The 19866-nt window shown below is 59.7% G+C and carries 18 protein-coding genes; 13 read left to right on the plus strand and 5 right to left on the minus strand.

From position 1 onward, the window contains the following. Nucleotides 1-126: 126 nt before the first annotated feature. The gene (locus tag GM655_RS10445; RefSeq protein WP_155434599.1) at nt 127-555 is read right to left on the minus strand and encodes an NINE protein; all 429 of its coding nucleotides are present in this window, start codon (nt 553-555) and stop codon (nt 127-129) included. 221 nt (nt 556-776) lie between these two features. Here GM655_RS10445 and rpsP point away from each other — a divergent pair, with 221 nt between their 5' ends. The 9 genes from rpsP to GM655_RS10490 all read left to right on the plus strand — a co-directional run bounded on the left by rpsP (nt 777) and on the right by GM655_RS10490 (nt 8942). Then, nucleotides 777-1022: a 30S ribosomal protein S16 gene (gene rpsP / locus GM655_RS10450; RefSeq protein WP_155434600.1), complete on the plus strand. Its 246-nt coding sequence runs from the start codon at nt 777-779 to the stop codon at nt 1020-1022. 14 nt (nt 1023-1036) lie between these two features. Next, the gene (gene rimM, locus GM655_RS10455; RefSeq protein ID WP_155434601.1) at nt 1037-1597 is read left to right on the plus strand and encodes a ribosome maturation factor RimM; all 561 of its coding nucleotides are present in this window, start codon (nt 1037-1039) and stop codon (nt 1595-1597) included. Nucleotides 1598-1618: 21 nt separating this feature from the next. After that, entirely contained in the window at nt 1619-2365 is a 747-nt protein-coding gene (gene trmD, locus GM655_RS10460) for a tRNA (guanosine(37)-N1)-methyltransferase TrmD (RefSeq protein WP_155434602.1), read from the plus strand. Nucleotides 2366-2472: 107 nt separating this feature from the next. Beyond that, nucleotides 2473-2859 carry a 50S ribosomal protein L19 gene (rplS, locus tag GM655_RS10465; protein ID WP_155434603.1) on the plus strand — a complete coding sequence of 129 codons (387 nt, stop codon included), beginning with the start codon at nt 2473-2475 and terminating at the stop codon, nt 2857-2859. Between the two features lie 110 nt (nt 2860-2969). Beyond that, a complete protein-coding gene (locus GM655_RS10470; RefSeq protein WP_155434604.1) occupies nt 2970-3635 on the plus strand; it encodes a CoA pyrophosphatase in 666 nt (221 codons plus the stop codon). 55 nt (nt 3636-3690) lie between these two features. After that, nucleotides 3691-4659, plus strand: coding sequence for a CobD/CbiB family protein (locus GM655_RS10475; protein WP_155434605.1), 969 nt, complete (start codon nt 3691-3693; stop codon nt 4657-4659). Between the two features lie 224 nt (nt 4660-4883). Further along, a complete protein-coding gene (locus tag GM655_RS10480; protein WP_155434606.1) occupies nt 4884-5219 on the plus strand; it encodes a DUF3579 domain-containing protein in 336 nt (111 codons plus the stop codon). 126 nt (nt 5220-5345) lie between these two features. Continuing rightward, nucleotides 5346-6125 carry a transporter substrate-binding domain-containing protein gene (locus GM655_RS10485; protein WP_155434607.1) on the plus strand — a complete coding sequence of 260 codons (780 nt, stop codon included), beginning with the start codon at nt 5346-5348 and terminating at the stop codon, nt 6123-6125. 93 nt (nt 6126-6218) lie between these two features. Further along, nucleotides 6219-8942 (plus strand): M16 family metallopeptidase, encoded by a 2724-nt coding sequence (locus GM655_RS10490; RefSeq protein ID WP_155434608.1) that lies wholly within the window; start codon nt 6219-6221, stop codon nt 8940-8942. 91 nt (nt 8943-9033) lie between these two features. On the opposite strand, the gene GM655_RS10495 is transcribed toward GM655_RS10490, so the two are convergent. Together GM655_RS10495 and GM655_RS10500 are read right to left on the minus strand one after the other, a co-directional pair. Further along, nucleotides 9034-9876 carry a transposase gene (locus tag GM655_RS10495; protein WP_155434609.1) on the minus strand — a complete coding sequence of 281 codons (843 nt, stop codon included), beginning with the start codon at nt 9874-9876 and terminating at the stop codon, nt 9034-9036. A 147-nt stretch (nt 9877-10023) separates the two neighbouring features. Next, nucleotides 10024-10764: a GntR family transcriptional regulator gene (locus GM655_RS10500; protein WP_155434610.1), complete on the minus strand. Its 741-nt coding sequence runs from the start codon at nt 10762-10764 to the stop codon at nt 10024-10026. Nucleotides 10765-11096: 332 nt separating this feature from the next. Here GM655_RS10500 and GM655_RS10505 point away from each other — a divergent pair, with 332 nt between their 5' ends. The 4 genes from GM655_RS10505 to GM655_RS10520 all read left to right on the plus strand — a co-directional run bounded on the left by GM655_RS10505 (nt 11097) and on the right by GM655_RS10520 (nt 17261). Then, nucleotides 11097-13766, plus strand: a complete 2670-nt coding sequence (locus GM655_RS10505; protein ID WP_155434611.1) for a TonB-dependent receptor — start codon at nt 11097-11099, stop codon at nt 13764-13766. 108 nt (nt 13767-13874) lie between these two features. Continuing rightward, nucleotides 13875-14951, plus strand: a complete 1077-nt coding sequence (locus tag GM655_RS10510; protein ID WP_155434612.1) for a glycoside hydrolase family 18 protein — start codon at nt 13875-13877, stop codon at nt 14949-14951. Continuing rightward, nucleotides 14948-16051: an acyltransferase family protein gene (locus GM655_RS10515; RefSeq protein WP_155434613.1), complete on the plus strand. Its 1104-nt coding sequence runs from the start codon at nt 14948-14950 to the stop codon at nt 16049-16051. Before GM655_RS10510 ends, GM655_RS10515 begins: the two co-directional genes overlap by 4 nt. Before the next feature lie 4 nt (nt 16052-16055). Further along, nucleotides 16056-17261 (plus strand): DUF5009 domain-containing protein, encoded by a 1206-nt coding sequence (locus GM655_RS10520; RefSeq protein WP_155434614.1) that lies wholly within the window; start codon nt 16056-16058, stop codon nt 17259-17261. 81 nt (nt 17262-17342) lie between these two features. On the opposite strand, the gene GM655_RS10525 is transcribed toward GM655_RS10520, so the two are convergent. Both GM655_RS10525 and GM655_RS10530 read right to left on the minus strand, forming a co-directional pair. Next, complete coding sequence (locus tag GM655_RS10525; RefSeq protein ID WP_155434615.1) at nt 17343-18644, minus strand: hypothetical protein; 1302 nt, start codon at nt 18642-18644, stop codon at nt 17343-17345. Between the two features lie 105 nt (nt 18645-18749). Then, a complete protein-coding gene (locus tag GM655_RS10530) occupies nt 18750-19862 on the minus strand; it encodes an ABC transporter ATP-binding protein (protein WP_155434616.1) in 1113 nt (370 codons plus the stop codon). Nucleotides 19863-19866 lie beyond the last annotated feature (4 nt).

Consider the following 19866-nt stretch of genomic DNA (forward strand, 5'->3'; position numbering starts at 1 on the left):
CAGCGGCAAGTTTTGCGCTGAGCGTTTTTTTATGTGGCCGTATGCCCGTTTTATTCGGCAGGGCATTGCGACATCTCAATTGTGTGGTCTGCATGTCCGAATGACAGATCTGACCCCGAATTTGGTTTAGCCGTAGGCGCCGCCCGTGTAGAGCAGGTCGAATAGGCGCGACATGGTGGCGATCAGGCTGCCGGCGCCCAGCATCATGCTGGCCACGAGAATCACGGCCAGCGGCCATTGGCTGGCCGATTGGTGCCCGCTGGCGGGGTTGTGGCGCGCATCCCATTTCTCGTCGCTGGTCAGGCCCATGACCAGCGCTTCAAGGAAGCCGATCAGGCCCGATACGATGATGGGCAGCAGGTGGTAGAAGGCGTCGGCATGGGGCCATAGGGCGCTGGCGGCCGCACACAGTGGCAGGGCGCTCAGGTGGGCCCACAGGGCGCGATCGCGCAGGCCGCCCAGATACAGGCGCTGGGCACCGATGCCGCCCAGCAGGAAGGCCAGCAGAGCGGCCAGAGTTTTGTTTTTGTGGCGGACTTGATGCACTTCGGTCATGTTTGTTCGCTAATTTGCCGGTAAAACAGCAGTATCGGGCATAATATCGCCTCCGGTGGAGGTTTTTTTGTGCTTCAGCCTATTGCTCCGCACGCCGGATCGGGGGATAATCTTTGATTACCCCAACATTGCCCGATTATTTCATTAACGCTTGCTGCTTCGCGGCAAAGCGCGCTATAATTTGCGGCTTTTTCCGTCCTAGCACACTTTTTGGAAATATTATGGTCGTTATTCGTTTAGCTCGTGGAGGCGCCAAGAAGCGTCCGTTCTACAACATCGTTGCAACCGACTCGCGCAATCGTCGCGATGGCCGTTTCATCGAACGTATCGGTTTCTACAACCCGATGGCTTCCGGTGGTGAAGTGCCTCTGCGCATTACCGCTGACCGTCTGGCTCACTGGCAATCGGTTGGCGCACAACTGTCGCCAGCAGTTGCACGTCTGGTAGCCCAGAACAAAGCAGCTTAATTCTGGTTGCTGGTTTGACCGTCAAGAATGCATCCGGGGTGCAAGTCCCCGACGATCTGGCACAGGTAGGCTTTGTCTACGGTGCCTACGGCGTTGCAGGCTGGGTCAGGATACGTCCTTTCTCGGAAGATGCGGATGCACTCCTGCGGGTTAAAACCTGGTGGCTCGATAAGCCGGGTGTCCATGATGTCGATGTCAAGCATAGCAAAATGCATGGCGGCGATGTGGTGGCGCAAATTATCGGCATTACGGACCGTAACGTCGCGGAAGCACTCAAGGGTGCTGCTGTGTCGATTCCCCGTAGCCGTTTCCCGGTCTTGTCGGACGACGAGTTTTACTGGGCCGATCTGATCGGTCTGGAAGTAGAGAATTTGCAAGGTGAGCACCTCGGTACGGTGTCTGACATGATGAGCAATGGTCCCCAATCGATCTTGCGCATTACGCCAGCAGCCACGGCCGAAGCTGTTCCGGAAGATGCGGCGCAAGAGCGCCTGATTCCATTTGTGGACGCGTATGTCATCAAGGTAGACAAGGCCGCAAAGAAAATCATCGTCGACTGGGGCCTTGATTACTGAACATAAAGAGGGCGGCCCGCCATGCAATTTGATGTCGTGACCCTGTTCCCTGAAATGTTCGCCGCTCTGACGCAGTCGGGTGTCACCCGGCGTGCGTTCGAACAGAATAAATGTGGTCTGTCGCTGTGGAATCCGCGTGATTTCACCACCGATAATCACCGCACCGTGGATGATCGCCCCTATGGTGGCGGCCCCGGCATGGTGATGCTGGCCAAACCGCTGGAAGCGACGCTGAATGCCGCCAAGCAGCGCCAGACCGATGCCGGTCTGCCTGCGCCGCGCGTCGTGTTCATGTCGCCGCAAGGCAAACCGCTGACCCATGCGCGGGTGATGGAGCTGAAACAGGAAGCCGGTCTGGTCATTCTGTGCGGCCGTTACGAAGCAGTCGACCAGCGTTTGCTGGACCGCTGCGTGGATGAAGAAATCAGCCTCGGCGATTTCGTCCTGTCCGGTGGCGAGCTGCCGGCCATGGCCTTGATGGATGCCGTGATCCGCCAGATACCTGGCGTGCTGAACACGGATGCGTCGGCCGTGGAGGATAGTTTCGTCAATGGTCTGCTCGATGCGCCGCACTACACGCGCCCCGAGACGTATGAAGGTGTGGCTGTGCCGCCGGTACTGATGGGCGGCAACCACGCCGAAATTGAAAAATGGCGCCGCCAGCGCATGCTGGAAGCGACCGCGCGCAAGCGCCCCGATTTACTCGTTGAAGCCCGTGCAGCCGGTTTGCTGACGCGCAAAGACGAACAGTTTTTGGCAGGTTTGTAAAAATCTGCTGATGTAATGTGCAGGCATGTTGCCTGCACGTGTAACCCCCCATCCTCTACTGGGCAAGTAGGTCAGCGCGCCAGCATGATGGTTTATGGAGCCGTAAAATGGATCTGATTCAACAACTCGAGCAAGAAGAAATCGCTCGTCTGGGCAAAAACATTCCTGAATTTGCACCTGGCGATACCGTGATCGTTAACGTAAACGTCGTCGAAGGCACCCGTAAGCGTGCTCAGGCGTACGAAGGCGTTGTGATCTCCCGTCGTAACCGTGGCCTGAACTCGAACTTCATCGTTCGTAAAATCTCGTCCGGCGAAGGCGTTGAGCGTACCTTCCAGCTGTACTCCCCGCTGATCGCTTCGATCGAAGTGAAACGCCGCGGTGACGTACGTCGCGCTAAACTGTACTACCTGCGTGATCGTTCCGGTAAATCGGCACGTATCAAAGAAAAGCTGCCTAACCGTCGCCCAGCGGCGAAAACCGACGCTGCATAATTGTCACGACAATAGCTGCGTTAGTTTAGGAAGCATGAGGCTGCAGGCCTCGGGAAAGGGCGCCGCTGGCGCCCTTTTTTGTTCTGATTTCATCACTGGAGGAGAGCGTATTGGCACGCCCCCCGTTTGATCCCCGCGCATTGCCCGTCGATGGCGTGGCCGGCGAAGCCGCCGTGGCACTGGAGCGCCTCACGCCACACTGGCTGCGCCAGCGCTTTGCCGAGCAGCCCGCATGGCAGGCCGAAACGGCCGACGAATCGGCCATGCTGGCGCCCAGGCAGGCGCCCACGCCAGCCTCGGTCCTGATTCCGCTGGTAGCGCGCGAAAACGGACTGCAGCTGCTGTTGACGCTGCGTACCGAACATCTGAGCGCGCACGCCGGCCAGATCAGTTTTCCCGGTGGCCGCGCGGAAGACTATGATGCCAATGCGATCGACACGGCGCTGCGCGAAGCGGAAGAGGAAATCGGTCTGGCACGTCGCCATGTCGATGTGCTAGGTACGCTGCCGCACTATCTGACGGGCACGGGTTTCTGCGTCACGCCAGTGGTGGCGTTGCTGCAGCCGCCGTTTGCACTGCAGGCTGACCCTGGCGAAGTGGCGGAAGTATTTGAAGTGCCTTTGAATTTTCTGATGGACGGCCAGAACCACCAGCGCCTGTCGGTCGAACTGCCGGCAGGGCGGCGCAGCTTCTACGCCATGCCCTACGGCGAGTATTTCATCTGGGGCGCCACGGCCGGCATGCTGCGCAATCTGTTCCATTTCTTGCGTGCCTAAGCTCGGTGCGCTATCGTAGCGGGCATTGCAGCTTAGCCCTATCCAAGGACGTTAGATGACATTTCTTTCTATTTTATGCGCGCTGCTGATCGAGCAGATGAAGCCACTGCGGGCCGATAATCCGATTTACGCGGAAATCAAGGCACTGGCGCTGCGCATGGAGACCTGGTTCAACGCCGGTCATTCGAGCCATGGCCGCATGGGCTGGTTCCTGATGATGGCACTGCTGATGGTGCCGACCGCCCTGATCTACGGCGTCCTCAAACACTACAACCTGTTCCTCGCTGCGTTTGCGTGGAACGTGCTGATCGTCTACCTGACGCTGGGCTTCCGCCACTACAGCCACTATTTCACCTCGATTCAACTGGCCCTGAATGCTGGCGACGAAGCGGCCGCACGCAAGCTGCTCGGTGAATGGACCAAGCAGGATACGGTGGGCATGGAGAGCTCGGAAATCGCCCGTCTGGCAGTGGAAAAATCGCTGATCACCACGCACCGGAATGTATTCGGCGTGTTCTTCTGGTTCCTCATGCCGCTGGGCCCCGCCTGCGCCGTGATGTACCGCGTGGCCGAACATCTGGCCCGCGCATGGAATGAACCCGAACATATGCGCAACGAAGCGTTCGGCCAGTTCGCCGCGCGCGCGTTCTACTGGATAGACTGGATACCCGTACGCCTGACGGCCGTGGCCTTCGCCGTGGTCGGCAATTTCGAAGACGCCATCTACGCCTGGCGTAACTTCGCGCACCGCTGGACTGATGAAGCGATCGGCATCATTCTGGCCGCTGGTGGCGGCGCCATGGGCGTGCGCCTCGGCACGCCGGCAGAAAATGCCGCCAAGGTGTTGCCGGTCGATGCTGCCACGGTGGATACCAGCGACGAAGAGCCGGACGTGCTGCCGGGCGAAGAACCGAATGTGCGCGCACTGCAAAGCACGGTGGGCCTGGTGTGGCGTGCCTTGCTGTTGTGGATGATGTTGTTATTGCTGCTGTCCGGCGCAGTGTGGCTGGGGGCGGCGCCCTAAAAGGGTACAATAGGTGCATTGCCGTGGTGCAGAAAGATGGTATTTCTGCACCAAAATGCTTGATCGTGAAAATTAGCGACGTTTATTCAAGGACTTACGTATTAAGGTCTTCTATAAGATATAATACGTAAGATTCTTACAGAATGATATCCGCCCGGCAAATCCGTCGGGACCATTCACGCATTCTTGTTACCAACAAGTATCTACGCAGAAGCAGCCCGCCTATGGCCGAGTCAGCCCACAATCCGTTAGAACAGCAGGATTCGTTCTTCATCATCGGCCGTACCAGCAATGGCCGCCAGTTCCGTCCTAGCGACTGGGCCGAACGTCTGTGCGGCGTCATGGCCTGCTTCAAGCCGGAAGGCTTCGGCGGTGGCCGCGATTCCCACCTGCAGTTCTCGCCCTATGTGCGCCCGGTGGTGCTCGATGGCGTGAAATCGGTGGTCGTCAACGGCAAACTGCGCGACCTCGAGCCCATGGCTTACCATTTCGTGATTTCCTTCGCCAAAGACAACGACCTGCAAATGGTCGATGCCTGCATTCTGCCGGACAAGACCTGAGCGTCTGCTGATTTCGATGATCGCGCTATGCCGCCGGCATGGCGCCGATTGTTCTGCCGCCCCTTCAGCGTTACAATTAATGAAAGAAAAGTAACGTCGTCCTGAGGATGCAAGGGAGGGGAAGCTATGCGTGCTGCGCCGCTGATCCAAAGGCTGGCCGTGCTTGGTCTGTGCTGTCTGCTGTGTAGTGTGGCGCAGGCTCAAGAGCCGGTATTGCGCGTGTGTGTCGATGCCGTGGCCTATCCCCCTTACACCACGCCCCAGCATGATGGCTGGGCGCAAAAGCTGGCCGAGCGCAGTGCGCTTAAACTGGGCCTGCAACTGAGGTTTTATTCCGCGCCCATCAATCGTTGCCGCGCCATGCTGCAGGCCGGACAAATCGATGCGCTCAACGGCGTCGCCTACGTGGCGCAAAACCGCAAGCTGCTGCAATTTCCATGGGCGGGCGAAGCCGAAGTGCCGGCGCGCGCCATTGCCGTGGTGAGCTTCGGGGTGTACCGCAAGCGCGGCACGGTGGCGGGCTGGAATGGGCAGGCGTTTGAACATCTGACCACGCCCGTGCTGGTCAATTCGGGGCTGGTGGCCGTGACGGACCGGCTGCAGCAAATGCGGGTGGCATATGATGATGGCGCGCGCGATACCGAATCTAATCTGCGCAAGCTGCATATCGGCCGGGCCGAGGTGGCCGTGCTGCTCGATCTGGCGGCGCAGGAACAGATACACGCACAAGGATTGAGCGCGGAAGTGGAGCGTATGGCTCAGCCTTATGCGCGGCAGAATATGTATTTTGCTTTTTCGTCTGCCTACTATGCGCAGCACCGCCAGTTGGCCGAGCAGTTCTGGTTCGCGCTCGATGCGGAAATGGCGCAGGCCGACTTCCGGCGCGAGATACTGGATCTGCCGTGAACGGGCCGCTGCGATTAAATTCTGCTTAAGTGCCTAGTCACATCGCTGCGGCTAGGCGTATGCTGCCAGTTCCTAGAATTTGCGAGAGCCTCCATGAACTGCAGCCGTTTGAAATCCTGCGCTGCCGCCAGCCTGCTGCTGTGCGGCCTGTCCACTTATGCCACCGGCTCTGCATGGGCTGCCAGCACCCTGCCGCAAGGCGTCGTACGTGGCCCGGAGACGGACGGGATCAGCGAATACCGTCTGCCCAACGGCCTCAAGGTGCTGCTGTTTCCCGACGCGTCCAAGCCTACCGTCACCGTCAACGTGACTTATCTGGTCGGCTCGCGCCACGAGAATTACGGCGAGACAGGCATGGCCCACCTGCTCGAGCACATGCTGTTCAAGGGCACGCCGAAAAACCCATCCATTGTGCAGGAGTTCTCCCAGCGTGGCATGGAATTCAATGGCACCACCTCGCTCGATCGTACCAACTACTACGAAGTATTCCAGGCCAGCGAAGATAATTTGAAGTGGGCGCTGGCGATGGAGGCGGATCGCATGGTGCATTCCAAGGTGGCACGCAAGGATCTGGATACGGAAATGACGGTGGTGCGCAACGAGTACGAGAGTGGCGAGAACAATCCCTTCGGCGTACTGCTCAAACGCATGCAGAGTGTGGCTTACGACTGGCATAGCTATGGCCGCTCGACCATAGGCAACCGCAGCGATATCGAGCATGTGCGCATCGAGAATCTGCAGGCGTTTTACCGCACCTACTACCAGCCCGACAATGCCGTGCTGCTGGTGGCGGGCAAATTCGAACCGGCCAGCACGCTGGCCTGGATCAGCAAGACTTTCGGCGTGATCCCCAAACCCAAGCGCAGCCTGCCGCCGTTCTGGACGGTGGAACCGGTGCAAGATGGCGAGCGCAGTTTTGTCGTGCGCCGCAAAGGCGATATGCAGTTGGTCGTGCTGGGCTACAAAGTGCCTTCGGCGCTGCAGGAAGATAGCGATGCACTGAGCTTCATGTCCGAGATCATCGGCGATACGCCGAACGGCCGCTTGCACAAGGCGCTGGTGGAAACCGGCAAGGCGGCACAGGTATTCAGCTTCGGCCAGACCGGCTATGCGCCGGGCCTGCAACTGATGGGGGCCGTGGTGAAAGCCGGAGAACCATTGGAGCCGGTACGCGATGCGCTGATCGCCACGGTGGAGAGTTTTGCCAGCACACCGCCCACGGAGGAAGAGATGGCGCGGGCGCGGCGCAGCTTTGCCAACGGTATCGAAAAAGCCCTCAACGATCCGCAGCGGGTCGGGGTCAGCCTGTCGGAAGAAATCGCGCTCGGTGACTGGCGTCTGCTATTCCAAGGGCGCGACAAGCTGCCCAGCTTTACGTCGCAGCAGGTGGCGGCAGCGGCAGGGCGCTATCTGAAGCGTGACAACCGCGTGGTGGGCAGCTTCATCCCGGACGATGCACCCCAGCGCGCCGAGATCCCTGCGGCGCCCACGGTCGCACAGGTCATGCACGACTTCCAAGGCCACCACAGCGCGCTGACGGCAGAAGTCTTCAATCCCGATCAGGACAATATCGATGCGCGCACCGAGCGCCTGAATATAGGCGGTCTGAAAGTGGCGCTGCTGCCCAAGAAGAACCGTGGCGCTAGCGTGTCCGTGCATTTGCAGCTGCACTGGGGCGACGAGAAGAATCTGTTCAATCAGGGTGTGGTGGCCAGCGTGGCTCATGAAATGCTGATGCGCGGCACCAGCCGCTACACGCGCCAGCAACTGGCCGATACCATGTCGGAACTGAAGATGTCCGGCGGCCTGTATCAGTTCGATACGACCGGCCCCCATCTGGCGGCAGCGCTGCAGTTGGTGGCGCATGTACTCAAGGATGCCAGCTTCCCGCCGGCTGAATTCGAGCAGTTGCGCCAGCAATGGCTGGTGGCCATCGAAGCGTCACGCAACGAGCCGCAGACGCTGGCACGCAATGCGCTGGACGAATACCTGGACCACTATCCGAAAGGCGATCCGCGTGCGAGCATGAGCACCGATGAATTGCTGGCTGCCGTAAAGGCGATGACGCTGGAGCAGGTGGTGGCCTTCCACCGCCAGTACTATGGCGCCAGCCACGGCGAGCTGGCCATCGTCGGTGACTTTGATGCGGCGGCCATCAAGCCCGTGGTGGAAGCGCAGTTCGCCGGCTGGGATAGCCAGGCCGCCTACGCGCCGCTGGTGCGCAGCAATGCCGACAAGGCACCGTTACAGCGCTTCATCGATACGCCGGACAAGGAAAATGGCGTGTATCTGGCGCGCCTGCCGCTGGCGCTGAATATCGACGACGAGGCCATGCCGCTGCTGGAACTGGCCAATTACATCTTCGGCGATGGCGGCCTGAAATCGCGTCTGATGGACCGCATCCGCCAGAAGGATGGCCTGTCCTACGGTGGCGGCAGCGGCCTGCAGGCGGGCGAGCTCGATAATGCGGGCAGCTTCACCATCGAAGCGATCGCGGCGCCGCAGAACCTGAAAAAACTCTCGGCCGCGATACGGCAGGAACTCGAGCTGGCCGTCAAACAGGGCTTCACTGCACAGGAACTGGCGCGCGCCAAATCCGGCCTGCTGCAGCAGCGCGCGCAGAACCGTGCCCAGGACGCCATCGTGGCCGCCGGCTGGACCAATAATCTGTTCCGGAAGCGCAGCTATAGCTGGAGCAAAGCCTATGAGGCCAAGCTGCGCGCGGCCACGCTGGCCCAGGTGAATGCGGCCTTCCGCGCGGCCATCGATCCGGCCCGGCTGTCGGTGGTGACGGCCGGCGACGCCAGCAAAAAATAGGTGGGGTCAGGTCGGGCAAAGTGCAGGGGTCAGGTCGGGCATCGGGGCAAGTTGCCATTGATGCGGTGTTGCTGCGCCTTGCTGCTTATTGCTATTGCTTGGTAAGGTGGGCACGAATTATTCTGCCTACCTTGCGGCGCGAAAAGCCGCAATGTCGCGCAATTTCACTCATGGAAAAGCTCAGTGACTGATGAGCCTGAATAATGGCAGCTTCAGTGCTCTGGTTAGCTGTGAAATATTCGCTGAGCTGACGATGTAAAGCGCCTTTCTGGGCGCGTAGAATGTCGTGAGATTGCAGGGCCGCTTCGACCAACTCAGCTTTTACCTGCGGTGCCAGTTCGCCCAGATGAAGCTGGTGACGCAATTGTTCCATGGGGTGGCCGGCGTTTAGGCCTTGTAGTACAAATTTATAGTAGGAGTCCTTGGCGCGTTGCAGATCGTTGCCGAAATGCGAGAGCAAGGCCGTTGTATTCAGCCATTGAGGGCAGGGCACTGCACCCATGACATATCGATGGCTGCTCCAGTTCCATTCATCCACTGATTTAACCAGTTGGGCGCGCACTGGATTGAGCACGATATAGCGCGCGAGTTCCTGAAGATAGGATTCTTTCTGGCACAGTATTGCCGTGTAGCGGCCCTGGAATACATGGCCGACTAATTGATGGCGGCGATTGAAGGTTTGCGAGTAGATGCCATTCAGCTGGCGCATCCCTTGTGCCAGATGGGCTTTGCGCGTTTCGATCAGTAGATGAAAATGATTGCCCATCATGCAGTAGGCATAGATTACAAAATCGAAACGCGCGCACACCTGCGTCAGTATATCTAGCCAGCAATTTCGATCGATGTCGTCGTGATAAATGAATTCACAGCGATCCCCGCGCGTGGTGACGTGATACAGCGCACCGTCAAATTCGATTCGGAGAGGTCGGGTCATAGGCGCAATGTAGCTGAGCGTACGAAAGCGGAATTGAAATTCCTCAACAGACGGAAGCTCTCGTATGAAACTTGCTGATGCTTACAGTCGAGGCTGCACAATTGCCCGACCTGACCCCTGCACTTTGCCCGACCTGACCCCTCAGGGTTAAGTGGCGTTGAGTTCGGCTACGAAGTCGTACAGGTCGCCGCGGAAGTAGGAGCGGCAGAATTCAATGGCGCGGCCATCGCGCAGAAAACCGATGCGCTCCACGGCCAGTCCGGCTTCGCCTGTTTTGGTCTGCAGCAGGCTGGCTTGTTCGCCCGTGAGCAGCAGGGCGCTCAGGCGCTGCAGCGCGCGCACGGGACGGTTGCCAGCCTGCTCTAGCGCCGTGTATAGCGAATCCTGCACGGCACCGAGTGCGGGCAGGCTGCTGCCTACCAACGTGGCATATTCGAGGCAGACCGGCACGTCATCGGCATAGCGGATGCGGTGGAAACGGTAGACCAGCGTACCCGGGCTGAGCCGCAGCCGCAGCGCTTCCTCGGGCGCGACGATGCCTTCGCTGCGTTTGAGCCAGACGCTGTGCGGCTGGCGTCCGCGTGCGCGCATATCTTCCGAGAACGAGCTGAGTTTGGCGAAGTTCTTTTCTATCCGGGTATTGACGAAATTGCCCGAGCCGGGCCGGCGTACCAGCAGGCCTTCTTCCACCAGTCCATCGATGGCTTTGCGCACCGTGATGCGCGAGAGCCCCAGTTCGCTGGCCAGCTGGCGCTCGGCGGGCAGGGCACCATCCTTGCCGAACAGTTTGCTGTCGATAGCGCTGCGCAAAGCACGCTGTAGCTGCAGATACAGGGGTTGACTGTTGTTTTCGCCCAACTTCTGCATGATCTGTGCTAGCGCATTCATACCCAGTGGTCTCCCTTTGGTTTGTTGGAAAATAATACCAAAAAAGACCAGTTCTGCGGTATTACACTGGTCTTATCGAATTAGACCACTGCTACGCCTCTCGCCTGTGATAGAAAGCAACAAAGTGGTATGTATTGTTCATACAACATGAAGAAAAATATCGAAAACTGGTAGTGTTCTGGTATTGGTCTGGAGTATATTGGCGTTAAATTGGTTTTGTAAGTGGTTGCAAAGAAGGGATCTGCAGGAAGTTGCGGCGGCAACCAACTGCTTCTGAGATCTACGTTTAACCTGGACTGGCTTAGAGAAGCCACCAATCAAAGGGGGAGTATATGAAAGGTAATTTCACCGCAGAACAGCGCATGAAGCCGATCGCTGCAGCCGTGGCCATGCTGGCCATGAGCGTTGCCATGTCGGCCCAAGCTCAGCAAGCTAAAGAAGAACCAGCCACCGTTATCGTGACCGGTATCCGTGCTTCGCTGCAGCAGTCGCTGAACCAGAAGAAAAATGCGGATTCGCTGGTGGAAGTGATCACCGCGGAAGACATCGGCAAAATGCCGGACAAAAACGTGGCTGACTCGTTGTCGCGCGTGGCTGGCGTGACCACCACCAGCGCCGGTTCGGCGGAAGGTTCGTTCGGCGAGAACGAACACGTACAACTGCGCGGCCTGTCCTCGCAATTCACCCTGACCACCCTGAACGGCCACACCGTATCGAGCGGTGACTGGTATGGTCCTAACATCGCTGCTGGCGGCCGTAGCGTTTCCTACACCCTGCTGCCATCGGATCTGGTGGGCCGCATCGTGGTGCACAAATCGTCGCAAGCTGATCTGGTCGAAGGCGGCGCTGCCGGTACCGTCGATATCCAGACCCGCAAGCCACTGGAATTCAAGGATCGCCTGACCACTTCGGCCTCCGTCGAAGCGGCTTACTCGACCGCTGCCAAGTCGACCGACCCAGCGATTACCGCACTGGCTAACTGGAAAAACGAAGACAACACCTTCGGTATTCTGGCCCAGGTGTTCTCGCAGTCGCGCAAACTGCAACGCGCCGGTTCGGAAGGCGTATGGTGGGATAAAGCCGCTGCCAACTATCCGGATCCAGCCATTGCTGGCAAAAACGTTTCGCTGCTGAGCGGCGCCGTGCTGTTCGAACAGGAACGTAAGCGTAACGGTGGTTATCTGGAAGCGCAGTGGAAACCACAAAGCAATGTCACGCTGGACCTGTCGGGCTTCCTGTCGACTGTCGACGCGAAGAACTACAACACCAACTTCATGGCCGACACCATCAATGCCTTCAACGGCCCTGGCTGGAATGGCAATGCCGTGAAACCAACCGGTTCCTACACTGTGGCCGGCAATACGCTGACTTCTGTGTTCTATGACAAGAATGCCTTCGGCGCGAGTTCCGCCGGTGCGTTCTCGGTAGTGGAAGACGTGGCTGCACGTCCTGATGCGAAAACCGATTCGAAATTCCTGAACTTTGACGCTAAATGGAAAGTCAGCGACGACCTGACCCTGACCAGCAAACTGGGTCACACCAGCGGCAGCGGCAAGACCAAGGACGTCGGCTTCGAAGTGCTGAGCGGCTGGAACCAGGGTGCTGGCTACTCGCTGACCAGTGACGGCATCTTCGTGCTGAACGTACCGGGCGGCGACAAGTTCGTGCGCAGCGGCGGTGGCATTGGCGGCTGGGGTAGCTACACCTCGTCGACCGACAAGGAAACCTATGGCCAGGTTGACGCTGATCTGAAGCTGGCTTCGGATGTGGTGCCATCGATCAAATTCGGTGCCCGTTTCGCCAAGCACGAGCGCGATCTGCAGAAGATGGGCATGGTGCTGGGCAAAGGTGCGGATGACGAGAAACAGATTCCGGACAGCGCCATCGGCAACTACGGCTCTAACTGGTACGGCAACCTGCCTGTGAACCCAACCCCAGGCTTCAACCCGTTCAAGATCAGCAATGATTACGTGGCATCGTGGGTAGCCCAGTACGCTACCTTCAACACTCACGCTACCCAGCAAGAGTTCAACATCAAGGAAGACACCAGCGCCGGCTACATCATGGCTAACCTGCAGCCTTCCGAAACCATCAGCGGTAACGTTGGTGTACGTCTGGTGCGTACCAAGATGGACATCCGCGCTTACCTGCCAGGCGGTAAGCCACAGTACGAGCAGACCTTCAACGACGTACTGCCTAGCCTGAACCTGCGTGCCGACCTGTCGAAAGACCTGATCGCTCGCTTCGCTGTGAACCGCGGCATGTCGCGTCCTGACTTCGGCCAACTGGCTGGTAACGACCTGCGCGACCTGCAGCACAACGGCGTCGGCAGCAATCCTTACCTGACTCCTATCCGCAGCAACAACCTGGATCTGAGCGTGGAATGGTACTTCGCACCTAAAGCTCTGCTGTCGGCTGGTGTGTTCAGCAGCGACCTGAAAGGTGTGATCGCTTATGGCCATAGCATCCTGCCATACGCTGACGCATCCAAAGGCGGCGTGATCGCCAACTACGACATCTCGGCACCGGTCAATACCAACGGCAAGCTGAATGGCCTGAACCTGGCTTACGAGCAGAACGTCTGGGGCGGCATCGGCGTATCGGGTAACTACACCTACTCCGATGGCAAACAGACCGACAAGCTCGATAGCGGCACCTGCAACGGTAAAGCTGGCGAAGACTGCACCCTGTACGGCACCTCGAAGAACTCCTACAACGTAGGCGCCTTCTACGAAGATGACCGCTTCAGCGCACGTATCGCCTACAGCCACCGTTCGGTGTACAAGCTGGGTAACCGCGGCGGTGCGGACTACTTCCAGAGCCCTAACGGTTCGCTCAACATCGCTCTGAACTACACCCTGAACAAGAACGTCATGTTCACGGTGGAAGCGCAGAATCTGAACGATCCGCTGATGACCGTGTACAAGACCGACACCACCCAGATCGCTGGCGTGTACAAAAACGGCAAGACCGTGTACGGTGGTCTGCGCGTCAAGTTCTAATGGCATGACTGATCCGGCCCGCTATGTCTGACAAGGCGGGCCGCGATTAAGCAAGGCTGTCCGGCACTGGTGCCGGCAGCCTTTTTTCTTTGTATGACAGGATTAACTATGCATCGAATCTCCTTGCCTGCACTGGCCCTGGCTGGCGCCATGCTGTTCACGTGCGCGGCCAGCCATGCCGCCGACGCGGCTTCCGCTTCCGCAGCTTCCGCGCCTGCTGCCGCAGCGCCTGGCGCGCCGCCCGTGGTGCTGAGCGCCTACAAACATCTGGCGCAGTGGCAGGATGATGCCGCCCCCGTGATTACGGTGGCACCGCAAGGCGTGCGCATGCCTTATCTGGCCGATGGCGCGCGCCGTTTCGGCCGCGCCGCCCTGAGCTGGGCCTTTGCCAGCGGCGAGTGCGGCGATGAAGTCTGGGGCAGCGTGAGCGGGGCACAGATTGCGGCGGCTAATGTGGCCGCGTTTGCGCAGGCCGGCATAGGCTATATCGTATCCACGGGCGGGCAGGGTCATATGTTCACCTGTGCCAGCGATGAAGGCATGGAGCGCTTTATTAGCCGCTACGATACGCCCGCCTTGCTGGGCATAGATTTCGATATCGAAGAAGGCCAGACTGCGGCGCAGATCGATGCGCTGGTCGGGCGTGCCGTAGTAGCGCAGCAGCGCCGTCCTGCACTGCGCTTCAGTTTTACCGTGGCCACCCACGCCGCTTCCGATGGCAGCCTGCACAGCCTGAATACGCTGGGCGAAACAGTGCTCGCGTCGGTGCGCCAGCAGGGCCTGCGCAACTACACTTTCAACCTGATGGTGATGGATTACGGCCCCGCCACGCGCAAGGTGTGCGTGCTGCGCAAGGGCCGCTGCGATATGGGCCGCTCGGCCTTGCAGGCCGCGCATAATGTGCACCGCAAGTACGGTATCCCGTATAACCAGATCGAACTGACGCCCATGCTGGGCGTGAACGATGTGGTGGAAAACGTATTCACCGTGGCCGATATGCAGCGGCTGGCGCGCGCCGTCGGCCAGCTTAAGCTAGCCGGCCTGCATTACTGGTCACTGGACCGCGATACGCCGTGCCGCCAGCCTGTCAAAGGCGCTGATGCGCTGTGCAGCGGCATGGCCGGCGTGCCGGCTGGCGCCTATCTGCGTGCCATGGGCGCTGGCGCAGCGGAGCGCCAGCAATGAAGCGCATGCTGGCGCTGGACGTGTTGCGCGGCCTGACGGTTGCGCTGATGATCGTAGTGAATACGCCGGGCGACTGGGGCCACGTGTTTGCTCCGCTGCTGCACGCCCAGTGGCACGGCTTTACGCCGACGGACTGGGTGTTTCCTACCTTCCTGTTCGTAGTGGGTAATGCGCTGAGCTTTGCCGTGCCGCGTTATGCTGCGCAAGGCCATGGTGCCGTACTGCGCAAGGCGCTCAAGCGCAACGTCATCATTTTCCTGCTGGGCTTCCTGATGTTCTGGTTCCCCTTTGTGACGCAGGATGCCAGCGGCAACTGGGGCCTGATCCCGCTGGCCACCACCCGCATCCCCGGTGTACTGCAGCGCATCGCCCTGTGTTCGCTGCTGGCCACGCTGATCCTGAATTTCTGGGGCATGCGCGGTGCAGTGCTGTACTGTGTGCTGGCGCTGCTCGGCTACTGGTGGCTATTGCTGACGTTCGGCGATCTGACGCTGGCCGGCAATGCCCCGGCCAAATTCGACCTGTGGCTGCTGGGCCCAGCACACCTGTATCACGGCGAGGGCGTACCGTTTGATCCGGAAGGCTTGCTCGGCACGCTGCCGGCGACGGTGAATCTGCTGGCCGGTTATTTCACGGGCCGCCTACTACTGCAGCAAGGTACGGGCGTGGCAACGCTGCGCCGCATGGTGCAGGCGGGCGTGCTGCTGGTGCTGCTGGCGCTGTGCTGGCAGCTGGTGCTGCCGCTGAATAAAAAGCTGTGGACCAGTTCCTACGTGGTACTGACCATAGGGCTGGATTTGCTGATCTTGGCGCTGCTGGTGTATGTGATCGAAGTACGCGGCCAGCGCGGCTGGACCTATTTCTTCGAAGTGTATGGCAAGAACACGCTGTTCATTTTCATGCTGTCGGAACTGGCCGTGGTCGTGCTGGTGCGCCTGCACGTGGGCACGGTGAGCGGCTATACATGGCTGTACCAGCAGCTATTCCAGCCGCTGGCCGCGCCGCAGGTGGCGTCGCTACTGTTTGCACTGTGCTTCATGCTGCTGTGCTGGATAGTCGGCTGGCAGATGGATAAGCGCCAGTGGTATGTAAAGGTCTAGTGCGATGCGTGCCCATACTTTAGACGGCGCCGACGCCGGCGCAGGCAGCACGGCGCGCTTGCTCAGCCTCGATGCCTTCCGTGGCTTCGTGATCCTGACCATGATCTGGGTGAATTATCTGGGCGGCATGCCTGCGATACCGTACTGGCTGGAGCACGCAGGCCCGCGCGCGGACGGCATCACCTTGCCTGATCTGGTGTTCCCCGGTTTCCTGTTCATCGCCGGCATGGCGATTCCGCTGGCACTGCGCCGCGCAATCGGGCAGGTGACGCCGGCCCTGCTGGGCCGCCTGTGCTGGCGTGCGGTGAGCCTGATGGTGGCCGGGGTGGTGCTGGCCAATGCCTACCGCTATAGCGCCCAGGCGCTGCTGCCGCGCGCGTGGTATATGACGCTATTCTATCTGGCCATGCTGCTGCTGTGGCGCCAGGGCGGGGCGCGCTGGCAGGCATGGCTGGGCGGCGCGCTGATGCTGGTCTTGCTGCTGCTGTTCCGCGGTCAGCCCGATGCGGATTTCCCCAGCGTGTATCTGACCCATGGCTGGTGGGGCATACTGGGCATGATAGGCTGGGCCTATCTGGTCTGCAGCCTGCTGTATCTGGCCACAGGCGGCAATCCCATGGCGCTGACGGGCGCGCTGGCCGGCCTGCTGGTGCTGTACATGGGCGCGACGGCCGGTGCCGTAACTTTTCCCGCGGCGTTGAACGCGCTCGTGAACGTGCCGCAGTTACTGGGCTCCACCTCGGCCAATATGCTGGCCGGTGTGCTGGCCACGCTGCTGCTCACGCAGGCGGACAACACGCCGTGGCAGCGCGTGCGTGCGCTGACCTGGCTGGCACTGGCAATGTTCGTGGCCGGCCTGCTGCTGCGACCCTATCACGGCATCAACAAGATCTATGCAACAGAATCCTACACGCTGGTGTGTGCGGGCCTGATACTGGCCTTGTACATCGTATTCCATGTGCTGATCGATCTGCTGCAATGGCGGCGCTGGTGTGTCTTCCTGCTGCCGGCTGGCGCCAACGCGCTGTTTGCGTATATCGCGCCCGATCTGTGGGAGCAGGCCATGGCCGTGCTGCATATGCCGCGCTGGTGGTGGCCGTATCTGCAGCAGGGCGGTCATGCGGGCCTGCTGAATGCAGCCGTGCTGGCACTGGCGATGATGGGCTGGACGGCGCTGGCCAATCGCGCTGGCTGGCGCCTGAAATTCTGATCCGGCGATACCCGGAAAGCACTGCGGCCGGATAATCCGGCCGCAGAATTGATGCGCTGTACTCGCGCTAAGGCTTACTGATTACTTGGCTTCAGCAACAGCTTTAGGCGGGTTCTGATACATGATCCAGTAACGGGCCAGATCGGCACGGCCGTCGTTGCCGGTGATGGTTTCCAGCAGTTTGACCGACTCGTCTTTTTTGCCGGCCAGTGCCAGTGCATAGCCCAGACGCAGCTTGGCATCTTCAGGGTTCTTGGCCACGCCTTTGGCGATACCCTGTTTCATCAGGTCGATACCTTTGTCGAACTGGCCCAGTGCGATGTAGTTGTAGCCCAGATTGACCAGACCCACGCCGTCTTTGGATTTCATCGCTGCGTCGATACCTTTGTCGATGTTTTTCGCATCGTCGGCGGCACCCTTGTTGGCGCTGTCCTTGACCTTCTGGATCACGGCTTTGTCCTTGCCGGCAGGGACGCCGTTAGGATAGGCCTTGTCCATCGCCACTTTACCTTCGGTGAAGAAGCCACCCAGCACGGCCAGATCACCCAGTTCCAGGTAGTCTTCCGTTTCCATTTTCGATGGCGCAGCCAGTGCCTTCAGACGGGCCACATCCAGATCGAAACGGGTCGAGTAGGATTTTTTGCCGCGCGTGCGGTTCAGCAGGTCGAACCAGTAGTCTTCCGTGGCGTAGTAGCGGGTCAGCTCTTCCACCGCTTGCAGATACAGTTCGGTATCCTTGGTCTTGATGCCGATGTTACCCAGCAGGTTCAGTTCATCCTTCGGTGGTGCGATGCCGGTTTTCTTGGCTGCTTCCACGTCTTTCAGCACTTCAGCCTTGGCACCGGCGTAGTCGTTCTTGAAGAACATCGAGCGCACGATGAACTGGCGCTGCTTCTGGGTGTCGCCCGATTCGGTGCCATAGCGGTTGAACCAGGTAATGGCCTGATCGTAGTCCTTGATGTTGCTGTAGTAGATGCCGGCGATAGCATCGATGAAGCGCAGCTTGTTTTCCGGGGTCAGGCGGCCCGATTCCACCATTTCAGCCAGCGCCTTGACGCTCATCTCATGGTTGCCCGAAGCCTGGCCCAGTTGCACGCGCATCTGGTTCAGAATGAACTGCTCGTACGGCGTCACGTTGGCCATGGCGGCCGACTGGTCGATGCGGCTCTGGAATTCGGCGAAGTTCTTATTGTCCAGCAGGACCTTGGTCTGGGCTGGATCGATCAGTTTGTAGATTTCCGGACGTATGGTGTCCTTAGGCGGTTCGGCCGGTTTGGCCGCTTCGGCGGCAACCACAGGGGTCATACCCAGCAGGGTAGGGGCAGCGTTCAGGCCAATGGCGGCCAGCAGCAGACTAAGACGGGCGAAACGAATGTGGGACATGAATTATCCTTCTATCAAACAATTGAGCGAACGGGCTGGTAGGCCCTGCCGTCGCGACGGAGTAAACCCGCGTATTGTTACATAAAACTGGCGGAAAAACTGAAATCAAGCGTGCCGTGCGGTGCTGGTCAGGGCCAGACCGCTGCGGTCGAAAATGTGGCACTGCAGCACGGGTAGCTGCAAATGGCAGCGCTGTCCGGCCTGTAGCGCGGCCGTTGCAGCGGGTGCGCGGATGGCAATCAGCTCGCTGCGGCCATCCAGACTCGCATAGACGATGGACTGGTCGCCCAGATATTCGATATGGCCGATGCGTACTTCCACCGTGTTGTCGTGCGCTGCGGGCAGCAGTTGCAGGTGCTCGGCGCGCACGCCCAGCGTGACGCGCTCGCCGTTGTTGGCACTGCTGCCCGCCGCGCAAGCTACGGCGACGATGGCGCCGCCCGGCAGCAGCAGATTGAGCTGATCGGCGCTGCAGGAAATCACCTCGGCGCTGATGAAGTTCATCTTCGGCGTGCCGAGGAAGCCCGCCACGAACAGATTGGCCGGATGGTTGTACAACTGGTGCGGCGTGCCGACCTGCTCGATGCGGCCGCCGTTGAACACGGCGATGCGCTGGCCCAGCGTCATGGCTTCGACCTGATCGTGGGTGACGTAGATCATGGTGGTCTGCAGTTCGCGGTGCAGTCGGCTGATCTCCACCCGCATCTGTACGCGCAGGCTGGCATCGAGATTCGACAGCGGTTCATCGAACAGGAATAGCTCCGGTGTGCGCACGATGGCGCGGCCTATGGCCACGCGCTGGCGCTGGCCGCCCGACAGTTCGGACGGTTTGCGCTGCAATAGCTGGGAGATCTGCAAGGTGTCGGCAGCGCGCTGCACGGCGGCGTCGATGGCGGGCGCCTTCTGGCCAGCCAGCTTGAGCGCAAAAGCCATGTTGTCGTACACCGTCATGTGCGGGTACAGCGCATACGACTGGAACACCATGGCCAGCTTGCGCTGGGCCGGCGCAATATCGTTGGCGCGCACGCCGCCGATATGCAGATCGCCGCTGCTGATATTTTCCAGCCCTGCGATCATGCGCAGCAGGGTGGACTTGCCGCAGCCGGACGGGCCGACGAATACCATCAGCTCGCCGTCGGCGATATCGAGGTCTATGCCGTGCAGTACGGCGGTCTTGTCGTAATGCTTGACGATCTGTTTGAGACTGACACTGGCCATGGAC

Origin of the sequence: Pseudoduganella danionis (assembly GCF_009720775.1) — a bacterium.
In the GTDB taxonomy this organism is placed as follows: Bacteria; Pseudomonadota; Gammaproteobacteria; order Burkholderiales; family Burkholderiaceae_D; genus Rugamonas; species Rugamonas danionis.